Annotated in this window: 15 protein-coding genes; 7 read left to right on the forward strand and 8 right to left on the reverse strand. The window is 43.6% G+C overall.

The genetic code is table 11. From position 1 onward, the window contains the following. Position 1: 1 nt before the first annotated feature. The gene (locus ACSAZL_RS09135) at positions 2–631 is read left to right on the forward strand and encodes a methyltransferase family protein (RefSeq protein WP_440948366.1); all 630 of its coding nucleotides are present in this window, start codon (positions 2–4) and stop codon (positions 629–631) included. 96 nt (positions 632–727) lie between these two features. Then, the gene (locus ACSAZL_RS09140) at positions 728–1,210 is read left to right on the forward strand and encodes a serine protease (protein ID WP_440948367.1); all 483 of its coding nucleotides are present in this window, start codon (positions 728–730) and stop codon (positions 1,208–1,210) included. Between the two features lie 61 nt (positions 1,211–1,271). Here ACSAZL_RS09140 and ACSAZL_RS09145 read toward each other — a convergent pair whose 3' ends face one another. After that, positions 1,272–2,339 carry a lysylphosphatidylglycerol synthase transmembrane domain-containing protein gene (locus ACSAZL_RS09145; protein WP_440948368.1) on the reverse strand — a complete coding sequence of 356 codons (1,068 nt, stop codon included), beginning with the start codon at positions 2,337–2,339 and terminating at the stop codon, positions 1,272–1,274. A gap of 339 nt (positions 2,340–2,678) precedes the next feature. On the opposite strand from ACSAZL_RS09145, the gene ACSAZL_RS09150 reads away from it, so the two are divergent. Continuing rightward, positions 2,679–2,951: a DUF1294 domain-containing protein gene (locus tag ACSAZL_RS09150; protein ID WP_440948369.1), complete on the forward strand. Its 273-nt coding sequence runs from the start codon at positions 2,679–2,681 to the stop codon at positions 2,949–2,951. A gap of 402 nt (positions 2,952–3,353) precedes the next feature. Further along, complete coding sequence (locus ACSAZL_RS09155; protein WP_440948370.1) at positions 3,354–4,460, forward strand: inositol-3-phosphate synthase; 1,107 nt, start codon at positions 3,354–3,356, stop codon at positions 4,458–4,460. A 377-nt stretch (positions 4,461–4,837) separates the two neighbouring features. On the opposite strand, the gene ACSAZL_RS09160 is transcribed toward ACSAZL_RS09155, so the two are convergent. Together ACSAZL_RS09160 and ACSAZL_RS09165 are read right to left on the reverse strand one after the other, a co-directional pair. Further along, positions 4,838–6,073, reverse strand: coding sequence for a tetratricopeptide repeat protein (locus ACSAZL_RS09160; RefSeq protein WP_440948371.1), 1,236 nt, complete (start codon positions 6,071–6,073; stop codon positions 4,838–4,840). Positions 6,074–6,403: 330 nt separating this feature from the next. Further along, a complete protein-coding gene (locus ACSAZL_RS09165; protein ID WP_440948372.1) occupies positions 6,404–6,649 on the reverse strand; it encodes a hypothetical protein in 246 nt (81 codons plus the stop codon). A gap of 649 nt (positions 6,650–7,298) precedes the next feature. Between ACSAZL_RS09165 and ACSAZL_RS09170 the strand changes: the two genes are divergently transcribed. Beyond that, positions 7,299–8,300 (forward strand): endonuclease/exonuclease/phosphatase family protein, encoded by a 1,002-nt coding sequence (locus ACSAZL_RS09170; RefSeq protein ID WP_440948373.1) that lies wholly within the window; start codon positions 7,299–7,301, stop codon positions 8,298–8,300. Between the two features lie 376 nt (positions 8,301–8,676). Here the strand turns inward: ACSAZL_RS09170 and ACSAZL_RS09175 are convergent, their stop codons facing one another. Beyond that, entirely contained in the window at positions 8,677–8,805 is a 129-nt protein-coding gene (locus ACSAZL_RS09175; RefSeq protein WP_440948374.1) for a hypothetical protein, read from the reverse strand. Between the two features lie 335 nt (positions 8,806–9,140). Between ACSAZL_RS09175 and ACSAZL_RS09180 the strand changes: the two genes are divergently transcribed. Continuing rightward, on the forward strand, positions 9,141–9,518 hold the full coding sequence (locus tag ACSAZL_RS09180) for a response regulator (protein ID WP_440948375.1): 378 nt from the start codon (positions 9,141–9,143) through the stop codon (positions 9,516–9,518). Positions 9,519–9,558: 40 nt separating this feature from the next. Continuing rightward, positions 9,559–12,249 carry a response regulator gene (locus ACSAZL_RS09185; RefSeq protein ID WP_440948376.1) on the forward strand — a complete coding sequence of 897 codons (2,691 nt, stop codon included), beginning with the start codon at positions 9,559–9,561 and terminating at the stop codon, positions 12,247–12,249. 332 nt (positions 12,250–12,581) lie between these two features. Here the strand turns inward: ACSAZL_RS09185 and ACSAZL_RS09190 are convergent, their stop codons facing one another. The 4 genes from ACSAZL_RS09190 to ACSAZL_RS09205 form a co-directional block, all read right to left on the reverse strand. Then, complete coding sequence (locus ACSAZL_RS09190; protein WP_440948377.1) at positions 12,582–13,646, reverse strand: hypothetical protein; 1,065 nt, start codon at positions 13,644–13,646, stop codon at positions 12,582–12,584. A 346-nt stretch (positions 13,647–13,992) separates the two neighbouring features. Next, positions 13,993–14,676, reverse strand: coding sequence for a DUF72 domain-containing protein (locus ACSAZL_RS09195; RefSeq protein WP_440948378.1), 684 nt, complete (start codon positions 14,674–14,676; stop codon positions 13,993–13,995). Between the two features lie 97 nt (positions 14,677–14,773). Further along, positions 14,774–15,820, reverse strand: a complete 1,047-nt coding sequence (locus tag ACSAZL_RS09200; RefSeq protein ID WP_440948379.1) for a hypothetical protein — start codon at positions 15,818–15,820, stop codon at positions 14,774–14,776. Positions 15,821–15,959: 139 nt separating this feature from the next. Continuing rightward, complete coding sequence (locus tag ACSAZL_RS09205; RefSeq protein WP_440948380.1) at positions 15,960–16,427, reverse strand: DUF3795 domain-containing protein; 468 nt, start codon at positions 16,425–16,427, stop codon at positions 15,960–15,962. Positions 16,428–16,685: the final 258 nt, after the last annotated feature.

Raw genomic sequence — 16,685 nt, forward strand, 5'->3', positions numbered from 1 at the left:
ATTGGTTTCTTCCAAAATTACTGCTGTTTTTTCTCTGGTTGCATTTGCAGTTATTCACAGCCTGACTGCGAGCCTGCCCTTCAAACGCCTGGTCATGAGAGTTGCCGGTCCCAGAGCAGAAACGCTCTATCTGCCGGCATACAGCCTCATTGCGGTGCTGACGATATTGCCGCTTGTCTATCAGCTCTACAAAAATCCGGGGCGGGTCCTCTACAAAATACCCTCTCCCTGGCGCTGGCTAATGGTCGGAGGGCAGTTAATTGCCGGAATGCTTGCCCCCATGGCTTTTCGGGATGCTCCGCATCGGTTCAAAATACGCTCTCAGCTGTCCAGCCCGCGGGCTTCCGAAGCAGATTCCCTGAAGATCCGGGGCGTTTACCGGTGGGTAAGGGATCCATTCCTGCTCTCGGGGCTGGTCATGATCTGGCTCACTCCCTTTATGACCGTCAATCTGTTCCTCATATACGTTTTGACTACCATATACTTTTATCTGGGGTCTCTTCACTGGGAGACAAGGCTGGTGGCGCAGTTCGGTGACGAATACAGAGAGTATCGGAAACGGGTTCACAGGATAATCCCCGGATTAAGGGGAAGCGTTAAAGAATCTTCTCAACCCCCGGTTAATATATGAAGCTAAGTGTGAAATATAAATGAAACCCGGCTAAACATAAACCCCAAAAATAACATAAACCACACCCGGGAGAAACTGGCAGGTTGGTTAAAGCTCATGATAAAAGCAGGCAGTTCTTTTTTTCACAATGGAAAACGCGGTACTATCGGCGCTGTAATCTCGCTCAAAGGGATACTTTACATGGTCACGGTTTCCCATATATTCAGGGGGGAAGGTGACCATCTGACAGTTAATGGAATGAAACTTGTTGTCACCAGAACGTTGAAAGACCATAACTTAGCCCTGATAGAGCTCCCCCCTGACAGCGAGGTTGAAATTACCGAATTTGGCAGCCCGGACGAGCTGGGGCTGGCTGAGCTTATTAACGATACACGTGTCATACGTTACTGCAGGGTGGTTAATTCGGGAGCTTCACTGCTTTTCCTGGGCTTCCAGTGCCATGATATGCCGGAGCCGGAGGATAGCGGCTCTCCTATCGTGCAGGGAGGGAAAGTGATAGGGCTGATGTCCTCGACAACACTGGACACCTGCATGGGAATGGCAGTTTCCTCCAAAATTCTCCGCAGCCTGGAAGTATAACGATGCTACGATGCTGAAAATTAATTTTACATTCTATTTTACTTCATATTCTATCTTAACTTCATGTCCTCTGCAGATAAAAAGCGATAGGAAAACCGACCAGCGTAGGAATCCAGAAAGAAAACACCCTGTAGCCGAGTACGACAACGACAGCTAACGACCCCGGCACTCCAAGCCCGGTATAAAGGGCAATCATCGTGCTCTCGACAACTCCGACTCCTCCGGGAATTACAAAAGCCATTTTTCCGAAGAGCAGGGGAAGCCCGTATCCTATAAGCAGAACTTCGAGCCCTACCGGATGCCCTGCGGCTATAAAAAACAAGTAAAGGGTCAGCGCATCAAAACCGATTGAAAAGGCTGCCAGCAGTGCCGGGAACTGCCAGCCTCCTTCATGGAGTATATCAAGGGCTGCAAAGAGCCTGTTTACCGAATTCTCGGTTGATGTCGGGATGTAAGGCTTGTGTCGAAGTCCTGCAAATGAGGCCGAGATTCTTAGAGCTACGGCTGTAAATCTGGATCTGTGGCTTTTTCCCCAGCTTACTGCTGCAACTCCCAGACTCAATATGCCAAGAATCAGGAGAAAGGCATAAAACTGTATGGTGGAGAGTTCGTGAACTAAGAGCAGGTGGACTATTCCGGCGGCTGCCAGTAACGTTAAAATTGCGTTATTGAATATGGTGGGCAGCGTACCTGCAAGCCCTGAACCCTCAGCGCTTACTCCGGATTTTCGTACCCAGCTGTAAGTAGCTGCTGCATTTCCTAAAGTACCTCCTGCAAGCATCCCCATGCTGGCTGCAGCGAGAGTTATGCCAGCTCCCTTTAAGACGGAGAGTTGCTGGTCAACTATTGCCAGAACCGAATTTATGAGGTACCCATATCCTATGTAACTTATAATCTCGGCAACAGCAGCGAGCAGTACGGCCCATAAAGCCATCGTCCGGATAACCTGAAGGGACGATTCAACCGAAGCAAGCTGTGGAAGGATCAGGTGAACAGCCAGCCCCAGAAAAATAAGGGTTGGAAGGTAACGGCCTGCCTTCAGGACAAAGGGTGGAGACGAAACCAGGATTTTATAGTTTTTATCCTTATTTTCCGGCATCTGTAAACCTTCCTGTCCGTTTATCTCCATTTACAATCCCCTGAACACGAATATCCGTTTTCATCTTATTTTGCATTTTCTAACAGAGCTTTTGACATAAATGTTTCTAACAGAGCTTCTGACATAAATATGAGATGATAGCTTTAATATATCTGAGATAAATGCAATGAATTAAGGACGAAACTGTTTCATGCGATGAAGCAATGTGATGAAGCAAGATGAGATGAAGCAATGCGATGAGGCAGGATAAGATGAAGTGAGTATGAAACTGTTTCCTGTAAATCCTCGCATCCCTTAATTACTCAGCCCTTGAATCACAGTCTCTAATTAATCACAGCCTTTAATTATTATTACGGAGAATTCTTTCCCATGGTAGAGACTGTATATATTATTTTTCTCTTTATTTACGCTGCGCTTAATGCAGTTTCATTTGCCCTGTACGGGCTGGATAAATCTAAAGCAAGAAAGAAAATTTGGCGGGTTCCTGAAAAGACCCTTCTGACTATTTCCCTTTTCGGACCGATCGGTGCCTGGCTCGGAATGATGCAGTTCAGACATAAGACCCAGAAACCCATTTTTAGATATCTTGTGCCGGGGTTTGTTGGAGTTCATCTCCTGCTGGTGCTCTGGCTAAACCTGTAAACCTGTATAAAGGCTTGACGACCTCATAGAATCGGTGAAAGCTGGCTGGAAAGCTGGAGATACAGTGTTACATTAATTTATTTTTTTGTAAAATGTTTTTTATACTATTTTCTGCATAAGATAAGAGGCATCACAGTTTTCATTCCTTCTCCTGGATAGGGGGTACACTCCGGCGATTGGCTTTGGGAACTGCGGATAAATGGGAGACTGAGGAATTAAGAGATCCTCGGAATTAAGAGATCCTGGAAATTGGGTAATCGGGAAATGAAAGTAACCGGAATAAAGATAACTGGGGAGTAAAGACAACTGAGAAAGAAGGATAACCGGGGAATAAAGATAGACTGATAAATATGAATGGGTAAAACTATCCGATACTATTTTGAATTTATTTGGGGGGTTTCAATGGCAGGTAAAGACAGGATCAAAATTGCCATTGCAGGGGTTGGAAACTGTGCAAGTTCACTTCTGCAGGGGATTGAGTATTACAGAAAAAATGAGGATGCAGATGCAATCGGCCTGATGCATCAGGATATAGGAGGCTACTTTCCGTATGACATTGCCGTGGCAGCAGCTTTTGATATTGACCGGAGGAAGATTGGAAAGGACGTATCCGAAGCAATTTTCTCTCCTCCAAACTGCACAACTGCTTTCTGTCCCGATTTACCGAGGACAGGTATTGAGGTAAGCGTGGGCAGAGTTCTGGACGGCTGTTCCGAGCATCTTTTCAATTATCCCGAGGAGTGCAGGTTTCTGCCTGTGGAAGGAGGAGGGGCGACAAAAGAGGACATAGTGAGCATCCTGAAGAATTCAGGAGCCGAGATTCTTGTAAATTACATGCCTGTAGGTTCCGAAGAGGCTGCCCGGTTCTATGCAGAATGTGCCCTTGAAGCCGGCTGTGCCTTCATCAACAATATGCCTGTTTTTATCGCGAGCAACCCTGAATGGGCAAAACGCTTTGAAGAAAAGCAGCTTCCGATCATCGGCGATGACATCAAGTCCCAGCTCGGAGCGACCATAGTCCACAGGACTCTTGCCGACCTTTTCAGGAAAAGGGGAGTAAAGCTGGAAAGGACATACCAGCTTAACACCGGTGGAAATACCGATTTCCTTAATATGCTGAACCGGGAACGGCTTGCATCCAAAAAAATCTCGAAGACCGAAGCCGTACAGTCCGTGCTTGCCGAGAGGCTTGAAAACGGAAATATTCATGTTGGTCCGAGTGACTATGTTTCCTGGCAGAAAGACAACAAAGTCTGCTTCCTCCGGATGGAAGGAAAAATTTTCGGGGATGTGCCCATGAACCTTGAATTGAGGCTTTCGGTAGAAGACTCTCCAAATTCTGCCGGGGTCGTAATTGATGCTATCAGATGCTGCAAACTTGCACTTGATAGGGGAAAAGGCGGAATTCTTTATCAGCCATCCGCATATTTCATGAAACACCCTCCAAAGCAGTATCCGGACGATGAGGCATACCGCATGATTGAGGAGTTCATTGCAGGAAAACAGTAGTTAAGGAAACACCAAGCATAAATGCAATACAAGTGGTCCTGTAATAGGTTGGTCCTGTAATAGGTTGGTCCTGTAATAGGTTGGTCCTGTAATAGGTTGGTCCTGTAATCGGCTGATCCTGTAATACAGCTGGTTCTGTAATCGGCTGATCCAGTAATACAGCTGGTCCCGTAATCGGCCGATCCTGTAATAGAGTTGGTTCTGTAATCTTTTTCGATAAATTTCTTTTTATCCTTCTCTTTTTCCTTGTCCTTATCTTCCGAATTCTTCTCTTGTCGATTTTTTCCTGTTAATCCTTTTTTCTTAATCTTTTTCGTCATCTTCGATTTTTATCCCGGTTATTCGTTTTTCTGTCCTCTTTTTGATTTTTTAAAAATTCAGCTCCTCCAGCTCCTCTCCATTTTTTCGTACAGCCCCAGCAAGTTATTTCGCGTGATCTTGAAATATGGATGATCGGGCCCGTATTCCTTCTCGATTATGTCCAGGGCTTTTTCGTAGAGGTCGATTGCGGTTTCATATTCTTCCATGCTTTCATGGAGGCCTGCGAGGTTGTTCAGGGTTGTGCCTACATCGGGGTGGGTAGGGCCGAGTGTGTTTTCATAGATCTTGAGGGCGCGGGAGTACAGAGGAAGGGCTTTTTTGTGCTGGCCGAGGATTCTGTGCAGTTCGCCGAGGTTGTTTAAGGTCTTGGCAACTTCGGGATTGTCCGGGCCGAGGACTCGCTCCCGGATTTCAAGGGCTCGAGTGTAAAGTTCAAGGGCTTTTTCAGGGCGGTTTTTCTGGACATAGACTCCTGCTAGGTTGTTGAGGGTCGTGGCAAAGCCGGCATGTTCGGTTTTTCCCAGTTTTTCCATGATTTCAAGAGAGCGCGTATAGAGAATCATGGCTTTTTCATACCTTGTTGTCTGGAAATAAAGCAGGGCAAGGTTGTTCAGGGTCTGGGCTATCTGCGGGTGTTCATTTCCGTATATCTTTTCCTGGAGTTTCAGGGCCTGCCCGTATCTTTCCTCGGCTTCCTCAAGTTTGCCCATTTCCGAAAGAAGCACGCCAAGATTGTTCAGGGTGCCGGCAGTATAAGCCGGGATCTTTCTGTTCTCAGGCTCCTTTTCCGCAAGTTTTTCGAGTATCCCGAGGGCGCGGTTGAAAAGTTCTTCCGCTTTTTCCGGTTTTTCCGTCCCTTTATAAAAAAGAGCCATCCTGTTAAGCGTCCTGACAGCTCCCGGATTCTCAGGACTCAGAAACTTTTCTTGAATTTCAAGAGCCCGGTTATAACACTGAAGGGCTTCTTCCGGCCTATCCATGACATAGTAGAGAATCCCAAGTTCACCGAATGTGTCTCCGATCTCAGGCCGGTCAGAGCTCAAAGTTTTTTCCCGGATGGTAAGGGCTCGTGAGTATAACTTCAGGGCTTCTTCGAGTTTTCCGGTATACCGATAAAGCCCTGCAAGCCCGTTCAATACAGCCGCAGTCCCGGGGGCTTCCGGGCCGAGTTCCCTTTCCGCACTACCAAGCAGCTCTTCGTACATGGGTAAAAGCACTTCCCAGGTTGCAGACCTGTAGAATGGCTCGGCTGCGCCTATAAACCAGCTTATCAGTTCCTCAGGTTCCAGCACCTCCTTTGCGTGCCTGAAGGCTTCTTTTAAGATGATTTCATCTTCCTGTGTGAGCAGTTCAGGATCCAGATTCTTTAGCCTCTTATCATATCCTTCAAGCAGAATCCTGTGGTTTTCTTCTTTCTTTTTCTCTTTGCTTTCTTCTTTCTCAATAAAGCCGCTTTCAGTAAAAATCTCCTCTTTTGCCGAACCTTTCCTGGAATTAGCCGTAACTTACCCCTCCTGAATGAAAAGTGGAATAATTAAGATTTTTAACGGAGCTTCGAACCGGAAATATTCCTGATTGATCCTATATAGGATACTCCAAGATATATTAGGATATCATAGACATCAGGCATCATAGACATTAGCATCACAACATGCATAAAAGTGTAGTACAATTGCTTCTGGTTGTGCCAGCAGAGTTGCGGCTCTGCAGCCCGAATTGCGCCTCTGGAGCACGAGGTCTGTTTCGGCAGAGTTGCGGCTCTGCAGTGCGCGGTCTGTTTCGGCAGAGTTGCGGCTCTGCAGTGCGCGGTCTGTTTCGCTGCGCTCAAGCAGACTAATTTGCAGCTTAAAATCGGAAACTTCACTCAAGAGGGCCAATTTTGGGTTATAATAGTGAGTTGCGCTCGAGCAGATAATTTGCGGATTTTAACAATAAGCTTCGCTCAAGGGGATTTCTGTCTTTTGCAGAGCTGCCAGACAGGCTGGCCGAAGAGCTAGTATATGGCGGAGGCGTTTGTTTTTAACTGAGTTCAAAAACGGTTTTTGGGTTAAGAACGTATTCTCCCCAACTGGGGGAATTTCTTGGTTATAGTCCTCTTAATCGCAGTGTCGTTTTCTCAAGGGCTTTTCATTTTTTGGGCAGGCTGGCTCCGATCCTGTGCGGTGTGGATAGGAGAACTGAAAGTTTCCCTTCTGGATGCCGGGACAACCAAAAATGATCCGAGCTATCCAGATTTAGCAAGGTTATATATTCTTATCTGTCATATTATACATTTGATTAATATAGAAATATTTTGTATTCAAATGTCCAAATCTAAAAAATAATTTTAAAATTTTAATATTCTTATCGAAAACTTAAATTCTTTTTGCCCAACTTTGTCCGGAACCTGTAAGGCATTTCCCATATGTGCCTGGAGACCTTCCATAATCCTCATGGAACTACCTCCGTAATCCGCATGGAAGCTTTCCCTTCACTTCTGAAAAACTGCAGGCTCTCCGGTCGGGAAAGAGGTAGACCATGGCTTTAAAGACTTCTTTGAAAATAATATCCTATCTTGTATATCCTGCAATAATTTTTGTTCTTTTTTCAGTTTGTCTCTCCCCTGAGGAAGACGTTCAGAATGGCTATGAAGAAATCTCAGCTGGTGAGCCAGATTCTTCTTTCCTATCTTATATGGAGGGCACTGGCAGTGCCTCTGCAGCAGCTTCAGGAAACATTTCCGGCGAACCTTTACGGATCGGAGCTTTCAATATCCAGGTCTTTGGAACTAAAAAAGCTTCGAACCCCGAGGTAATGAATATCCTTGCCAAAATTATTTGCACTTATGATGTTGTTGCCGTACAGGAAATCAGGGACAGTTCACAAACTGCCCTTCCCGCTCTGGTCGCGGCTGTAAACAGTGAAGGAAAATGCTATTCTTTTGTTGTCAGCGAAAGGCTTGGAAGGACTTCGAGTAAGGAGCAGTATGCTTATCTGTATGACACTGCAAAAATGAAACCGGTAGGGGAGCCTCTGACCTACTCCGAACCTGAAGGTACGGACCCTTTCCAAAGAGAGCCTTACATTGCATCTTTTGAGGACCTGAACGGGACTTTTAGCTTCACATTAATCGTTGTTCATACCGACCCGGACGAAGCTACCGAAGAAATCAATTCCCTGCCCTCAGTCCTTGACTATGCCAGGGATGCCTTTCCGGATGAGGATGACTTCATAATAATGGGTGACTTGAATGCTGACGGCTCTTACTTCGATGAAGATACGGCAAGTTCCATGAGTGGGGAAGAATACCACTGGCTCATAGGCAACAGCATGGATACAACAACCGGAAAGACGACTTACACCTATGACAGGATTATAGTTACGGACAATACCGAGTCCCATTTTGCAGGAGATGCAGGGGTATTCAGGTACGACATGGCGTATAACCTGACACCTGAAGAAACGGACGCCGTTTCGGACCATTATCCTGTGTATGCAGAATTTTGCGCAGGTCACGGAGAGGATAGCAGAAAAGTATAAGGGAAATGTCAGAGGAACAAAACTTCCGAGGGCCAAATATTGCTTCAAATTCCTTTTCTTTTCCTTTTTTCTTCTTTTTTTCTTCCTTTTCTCATTTCTCTTTCATTTTTTTCTCTTTTTTTAATTTCTCTTTTATTTTTACTTTATTTTTACTTTATTTTTTAAATTTCTCTTTCATTTTTCCTCCATTGTTCCCTCTCTTTTTTCCTTCATTTTCTCTTTTACTTCTTAATTTTTATTTATATATTCTTCAGATTATTTTCATATCTTATAATGGGTTTAACAGTTCAACCGCTCTCCACATCTTCATTCTTCAGATCAGGCAGAGGATTTTTTCCTCTGATTATTCTCCAATTATTCTCCAGCTATTCTCCAGTTATTCTCCAGTTATTCTCCGATTATTCTCCTGCTTTCTGGGAAACATCATTTCTTTTTTAACAAAACCAGTTCCATTTACCTGCTGATCCGGCTTTTTCTTGGCAACAAACAAAGTTTTTATATGCATTGAATTCAATTACTGTTTAACTTTTAAACTTTATTAAATTCTATATTATCTGGGGAAAACGAGTAAAATAGTTAACTTACCATCCGGTAGGTTTTTCGAATTGGGGAAGACGACGGGGTACTTTATGCGGTCGTCTTAAAGAGTCTGCCTAAGATACTCTTTGCTAGCTCTGGCGCGTTAAGGAGTACGCAGTCCATTTTATGGACATGTAGATGCTCATGGAGCTGTAGAAGCCTGCTATATATTATTCCAGGGTTCGGAAAAAACATCAATTTGCCAGGGGCATTTGTATTTTGCCAGGTCTCTTGATATATGCAGATTGAGAGGTCATGGAAATGAAAAGCATACTTGTAGTTGAGGATAGTCCTGTAATTATGGAACTTATCAGGTTCCTTCTTACTACTCTTGGCTATGAGAGCAGAGAAGCCAGTGACGGGTTTGAAGCTCTCAAAATTGCTAAGGAAAACAGGTTCGATCTCATACTTCTTGACATACAGCTGCAGGGATTTGACGGGCTTGAGGTCCTGAAAAAAATCAAAAAGATTCCTGAAATCCATGAGACGCCTGTAATTGCCATTACAGATTATGTCATGCAGGGAGATGAGGAAAGGTTCTTAAGAGCAGGATGCAGCGGTTATATCTCAAAGCCCATTGATATCGGCAAATTCAAATCAATTTTATGTACATGCACGGGTGGATGCCAGGTATTGTGAGGAGTTTACACAGGTTCTGGTCCTTTAAGGGGGATAAGGGATGGAAAATATTTCAAAGTCGCCGTTCGTGAAAAAATCTAATGAACTCATGCTACTTCTACTCCTGGGCTTTATATTTACACTGGTAGCTTCTAATTATAATCTTTTTGAATCTATCGTATTGTTTGTCGAAGATTACAATCGTGAGGGGCTGGGACTCATGCTTGTTCTTTCGATATATACCTCTTTTGGAATGGGAATATTTTCGCTCAGGAGATGGATGGAACTTGAAAATACCCTTACACTTTACAGGGAAACAGAAGAAGATCTCAGGGAAAAAAATAAGATGTACAGAGCTTTATTTGAGAAGTCCAGTGATGCTGTTATTATTTCGGATGGAAAAAAGGTCCTGGACATAAATAAAAAAGGCTGCGAAATTTTCGGTTTCACGGAGAGGCGGCCACTTAACATTTCTCTAATCTCCTTTATTCCTCCTGAGTATCTTTCTGAGCTTCGGCAGGCAATTAAGGAAACCTTCAAACAGGCTTCTTCTCGTTTTGAAATGAGGTACCAGAAAGCTGAAGGGGAAATTGTTGATATTGAGGTTAGCCTGTCCCTTATCGACAAGAATGATAATATTATTCAGATTGTAGCTCAGGACATTACAGGCTTGAAAAATGCAGAAAGGTTGGAGCAGGAAAATCGGGAAAGGCTCAAAACCATCCTTGATAACACCCTTTGCGGTATCCTGTTGATCGAAGCTTCCTCCAGAAAAATTGTGGATGCAAATCCGGTTGCCCTGAAAACTACGGATTATTCCGAAAAGGAACTTATAGGAATGATCTGCAGCCGGTTAATCTGCCAGACAGGGGAAGAAAGTTGTACTGCGCCTTCACTGGACTCGGCCGGAGAACTCTCTGAGAGTTTGCTTTTCAAAGCCAGAGGGGAACCCATACCGATCCTCAGAAACGTTGTGCCTGTTTCAATTGGAGGAAAAGGGTATTTTGTTGAAAGTTTCATCGACCTCTCCGAACGTAAAAAGGCTGAGGAAGAACTTTTGCAGGCAAAGCTCGCAGCTGAAGGGGCAAACCGTGCAATGAGTGAATTCCTTGCGACTATGAGTCATGAATTACGTACCCCTCTTACTTCCATAATTGGTTTTTCGGAGTTAATGCTTGGAGGGAAAACGGGCGAATTTAACGAACTTAATAAAAAATTTCTTGGAAATATCTATAATAGCGGAAAACACTTGCTTTTGCTCATAAACAGTGTCCTTGACCTTTCCAAGATAGAAGCCGGGAAAATGGATCTTGAACTTGACTTTTTCTCTCTTCACGATATTTTTGCCGATACCATGAGTATAAGCTCCCCTCTTGCTTTAAAGAAAAATATTTCAATGAATTTCAATGTGGAATCAGGTTTCTTTATCTATGCGGACAGAACCCGCTTCAAGCAGATAATGTACAATCTTGTGAGCAATGCAATAAAGTTCACTCCCGCAGGCGGCTCGGTTGAGGTCGCAGGGGCAAGATCCGAAAATGGGATCAGGGTTACCGTATCTGATACGGGCATAGGGATTTCAAAGGATGAGATAAAACATCTTTTCAAGCCCTTCAAACAGATTGATTCGGTCATGAGCCGCAAATACGAAGGTACGGGCCTTGGCCTTGTTCTATCCAAAAAATTCGTAGAGATGCACGGGGGCAGGATCTGGGTTGAGAGCGAACCCGGGAAGGGGTCAACCTTTGCTTTCGAAGTGCCTGTAGAAATCCTGAACGCCGGGGAAAAGGTGGAAAGCCCCAAAATCTATGCGATAAATGGAGCAAATGTTCCAGAAATCCCTTCCAGAACAGGGGAAGCAGATAAACCCGAAACCGGAGGCCAGAAAGAAAATCACGAAGAAAAGAAGCTCATCGAGATTTTTGAACCCGAAGGTTCGGACGGTTCCGAGCCTCTTGTGATAGTTGTCGAAGATGATAAGCTGTCGCGGGAACTACTCATCTTCACGTTAAAGGAAGCCGGCTACAGAGTAGTTCAGGCTTCAAGCGGAAAGCAGGCCCTGTTCCTTGCTCAGAAATTAAAGCCTTTTGTAATAACTCTTGACCTCATGCTACCTGAGATGAATGGATGGGATGTGCTTAAAAATCTGAAAAAAAACAGTCAGACTGCCGGAATTCCTGTACTTGTCCTCTCAATAGACGACCTGAGTGAGTGTAACATGCTCTGGGGCGCATTCGACCATCTTGTCAAGCCTGTTGAAAAATCAGTCCTGCTTTCAACTCTGGAACGTTTAAACGAAAAAATGAAAAAAGAGGCGCCAAAAATTCTGATTGTGGATGACCAGGAGGCTATGGTTGAACTCATGGTCTCCCAGGTTAAAGAAGAAGATTACATTATCATCCGGGCATATGGAGGAAGGGAAGCAATTGAAAGGGCTTCGACCGAGCTTCCGGATGCAATAATTCTGGACCTGATGATGCCGGAAACATCGGGTTTTGAGGTTATAAGGACCCTAAAGAAAGACCCTGAGACCGTGGACATCCCCATCATCGTCTGCACTGCAAAAGACCTGAGTGCCGAAGAAATGGAGTTGTTGAACAGCAATGTTTCGGTTGTGATACAAAAAGAGGACTTAAATAAACAAATACTTATGCAGCTAATCAGGAGCCTTGAATCAAGGGAAAAGGGTTGCAGGACATGTATCCTTCCGGCGCCTCGGGAAGACCAAAGTTCCTGCAAAACTAAAGAATAATCCTGAAAGAAATAAATGGCTGAATTGACCCTGATAGTTGAATCTATCCAAATAGTTGAATTGGCCCGGATGGCTGAATCTATCCAAATAGCTGAATTGTTCCGGTGGCTGAATCTATCCAAATAGCTGAATTGTTCCGGGTGGCTGAATCTATCCAAACGGCTGAAATGACCCGAATAGATGAAGGGATCTGAAAGAGTATTTTTCGGATAAAAGCTGCTGGAAGAAAAACCTGCTGGAAATGATTGCTTGAGGAAAAATTGTTTGAAAAAGAAAAGGAATAAAAACAAAATCCTTTAAGTTAAGAACCGGAAAAAAGGCCTTATCTCTTTCTACCAGACGCCGTTATTTTTCAGGGTAGCCAGAATGTTGGTGAATTCATTGTTGAACCTGCACTTACGGAAATCCGCAGAGCCCAGGATATTTTGCTTTATTGCCTGCAGTCCTATCAAAAGATTTATGTCGTTACTGTATTCAAATTCCTCTCTGGGTGCTGTGATATTTTCCGCAAGGATTGCAAGGAGTTTCGGATCAAGGTCATCTGTGATATAGGTATCCAGAATCAGAAGATCTGAAATTCTTTTGTAAAAATCAATCAGGTTCTGGTACTCAGATATCGGATAAGCCTTTGATGCCTGTTTTTGCCTGTTGAGATAAATCAGATACCTGCAGATTGTGCTTATAAGAGTCTCAGTGATTTCTTTTTTGGGGAACTCAATCGGGAATCTTTTTAGCATTCTTGCGTTCAGATGGTTATTTTTCTGCATTTTTTCACGGTGCCATATCTCAGGTAGAGCCCTTGCTATAGCAGAGTTAAGGACAGCTGTGACATAATGGTAGAGTGTTATATCCCCAAGCACAACTCCTATGCCATCTGCAAAAACATGGCTTCCGGTCGCATCGTATGAAGCATGAAGCTGGTCGTGGTTGGTAATAATTATTTTGGGCGTTTTAATATACTGCAGAAAACTTTCGTTTTCCAGCCGGTAACATTCTACAGAGTCCAGTTCCTGCTTTCCGGTTCCTGTTTTTTGTTTTACTTCCATTAGCTGTTCATAAGCTGCAGGAAACTTTGTTTTCAATTCTTCCGGTTGAAAGATTCTGTATTCCTTTCTTATTTCATAGCCCAGGATCTCATATGGCAGTATAAATCGGTGCTGCGAGGGATGAACGGCAAATTCATTCAAAGAAGAACCATCCACGTAAGGATACATGAGTTCTTTTTCAATACTTACCTGTGCTACGCTTATATTTGTTTGCGGGTTTCCACAACTGTTGGACGCATCGGTGCAAAATTCTCTCGAAAGGCTTGTTTCGCATAAAAAATCGTTTGCCGGGGGTACACCTTCAAAAACTTCTATTGAAATGTCTTCAAGGGTTCTAGGTATTTTGCTCAACCTTTCGACAATATCATCTTTACTCCAGAACATATATTCCACTTTGTTTTTCAACTTTGGTTTTATATATAGGGAGTTCCAGGTAATTCTCTTTTTGCCATCAGCTTCAATCTCAGAAAGAGCTAATATTTTATTTTGAGACCTTTAACTTTTGACTGTATGGGATATCTGGATCAAAACTTTAAATACATCTCGTTATATAATAATTTATTCATGAAGCCGGTTAACAATTAGGGTCCATTTTTTTCCCTTCCTGGCACGGAAATCAAAACTGTAGCCATCAAGCTGTGAATTTCCGGCCCTCAAAACGAGTAATTTTTGAAAATTGGAGGCAGAATTGCCGGGTTTACATTTCGGAAAAGACTTCTAACGCCTTTCTTGCGTTTTCAAGCATGTTATGATTGTTATTAAAATAAATGTAGACTTTTTCAGGCTCAAATACATTGATTTTCCGGGCAATTTCTTTAATTTCTTCCTTTGTGTAATTGTAACTGTACCAGCCTTCTCTTCCGTGCATTCTCATATAAATGATTTTTCCTGGAAATATCCGGTTCCTGTAATCCGGCGAGTCTACGGATACCAGGGTCACCTTTTCCAGAAGTTCCGCACACAGCTCATTGTTTCCGAGCAATTCTTTATTTCTTATTTCCAGAGCAAACCTTTCCCCAAGTCCTGTTTCTTCCGCAAACCCGAGCACTTTTTCAGCATCATCGAACTTCGGTGGCGCCTGAAAAAGGTAGAAATCAATAAGGTGGTCCAGAGGTTCAAAAAGTTCCCTGAAATTTCCCCAGGTCCCAAGAGCACTTTCCCCGAACCGGCGCCAGTGGGTTACGGACCTGTGAACTTTTACGCTCCACCTGAGTCCTGCCCCCTTCGTGCTCCAGTTCAGTATGTTGTTTGGAGAAGGAAACCTGTAAAAACTTGCGTTGAGCTCTACGGAATTAAGCCCTGAGTTTTCCACAAACCAGTCCAGATTTTTCTTTTTGTTCCACTCATAGTACCAGCCGCTTGTGCCCACAAATGCATCCATTTAATCCCCCTACAGGTATCGGGCATGCTGATAGATGTAGCTTTTGTTTCTGAAAAACCCGGATTATGAAGGAGTGAGACGGTTCGGAAAAGTAAACTCAGGTAACGTAGAAGATGTTCAAAACCCCATGGCACGTGCAGGTAGTGGCTATGAAAAAAGCTCTTTCTTCGGATTTTTCAGGTTTTTTAATTCTGCCTTCCTGAAACATGTTTACGAATTCCAGGACTTCCAGTATATTCCGTTTGAACTCCACTCCCTTAAGCCCGCCTATTCCCGGCTTCATCTGGTGGCTTTCAAAGACCCAGCCAGGTATGGTATTATTGAGTTCCCTCGCATATTCGGTGATGGTTTTCGTTTTATCTCTACCGAAGGTCAGGCATCGATCTCGCGGCCCGGGACAGTTATCCGGACAGATTTCCCCTTCCCTTGCATATGAGAAAAACAACATTCCGTATTCAGGGTAACTTCCTGCGATTACATCTTCGGGAAAAACTGCTTCAAGGGTTTTGAAAAAGGACATGAGCCCTGAATCTTCAGGCAGGATAAGGAGTTCATTTACAGGTCTGTTCTCCCCTGAACTATTTTTTTCAGGGATCTCTATTTCAGGAAGACCTGCCTGGCTACCTCTATTCTTCGCTTCCCGCACCGGGAACTGAAGGATGTCTGCAAGCATATAAGCAATTGCATGACATGGCACGGCAGGGATGATATTTTCAGGGATACCTAGGCCTAGGAGAAAAGGGATGCTGTGCATGTCCATTGCGTAAAAGTAGGCTTCAGACTCCTTATTTTCTCTTTTATCTTCTTTTTTACTTTCTCTTTTATCTTCTTTTATACTTTCGTATTCTATTTCGGGAAGTTGTTCGGTCACTTTTTCCCGAAGGGGAATTTTAGCTTTTTCCCTCAGGAGATTTACAAGTTCGCTCCTGGTTTTAAGAACCCGTGCTTCTCTTGATGCAGGTGCGTTTTTGTCCCTGTCGATAATAAGCACGAAGGGAAACCTGTTTTTCAGGGCGTATCTAAGAAAATCGGTGCCGATTTTTCCACCGCCCAGGACGAGGTAATAGTCTTTGATTACTTGAAGATTTTTGAATGCCTCCATTTTTATATGAATCGGTGCAGTTTTATCGGCTTGAGCTACCATTCGAACCCCTCAAAAATATTCTTCAGACATCAAATTCGTTTATCGAGTAAATTCGATGAGACATTAAGTGTAGTTACGTCTCAGAGGATTATTTTAAATCCCCATTCTTTCTTCGGACTGCTTCTTCGGTCTCTCTTCATCATGCCTGCTGCCAGTTATAAATAGGCCTGCGGCGCTTGCTCCATCCTTCAAAACCATTTTCCCTGATTTCTTTAAGATTATGCATTACCGAAGCTTCACAGCGAGGTTTTAAGGAATCGAATTTATCACAGGTTTCAAAAGTCCCGCATTCCCAGCATCCCTCGTAGCTTTTTTCCATGCAGCACTGAATTATCTTGCAGGGAGTCGCACTGCACCCTCCTGAGGTTCTGCAGCCTTCGGAACAGGAGTGGCTCATGAGGGCTTCAAGCACGGCAAGAAACGCATCATACTGCTGAAACTCCGAACCAAAAGGACTTTTTACGCTGGCATAGCTCTGAAAGTCTATATTCTCAAGTTCCTCTTTAAGTTGCCTCGCGATTTTACTGTGTTTATTCTGAAAATGGATACAGTCAGGGCAATAAAGCCCGCAATAAGCTGTAAGTTCTTTTTCCTCTTCTCCATGCATACGGAAAAATCTGCCTTTCTTTTATATAAAAGGGGCAGCAATGAATCTCCATACCAGGTTTGATTTTTTGTTACAATGTTCAAATCCTGATTATAAACTAATATATTTCTTACTGTGCATTTATTATGTCAATTTTTATTTGAGGTATTCTTTAATATAGTTATATTTTTATTATGTTACTATGTTTATTTATTAATTTTTGCAGCGATTTTGCATAGACTTTTATGTTATAAATGGTCTAAAACACATAGCACAACA

Source organism: Methanosarcina mangrovi, assembly GCF_052057765.1.
Classification (GTDB): domain Archaea; phylum Halobacteriota; class Methanosarcinia; order Methanosarcinales; family Methanosarcinaceae; genus Methanosarcina.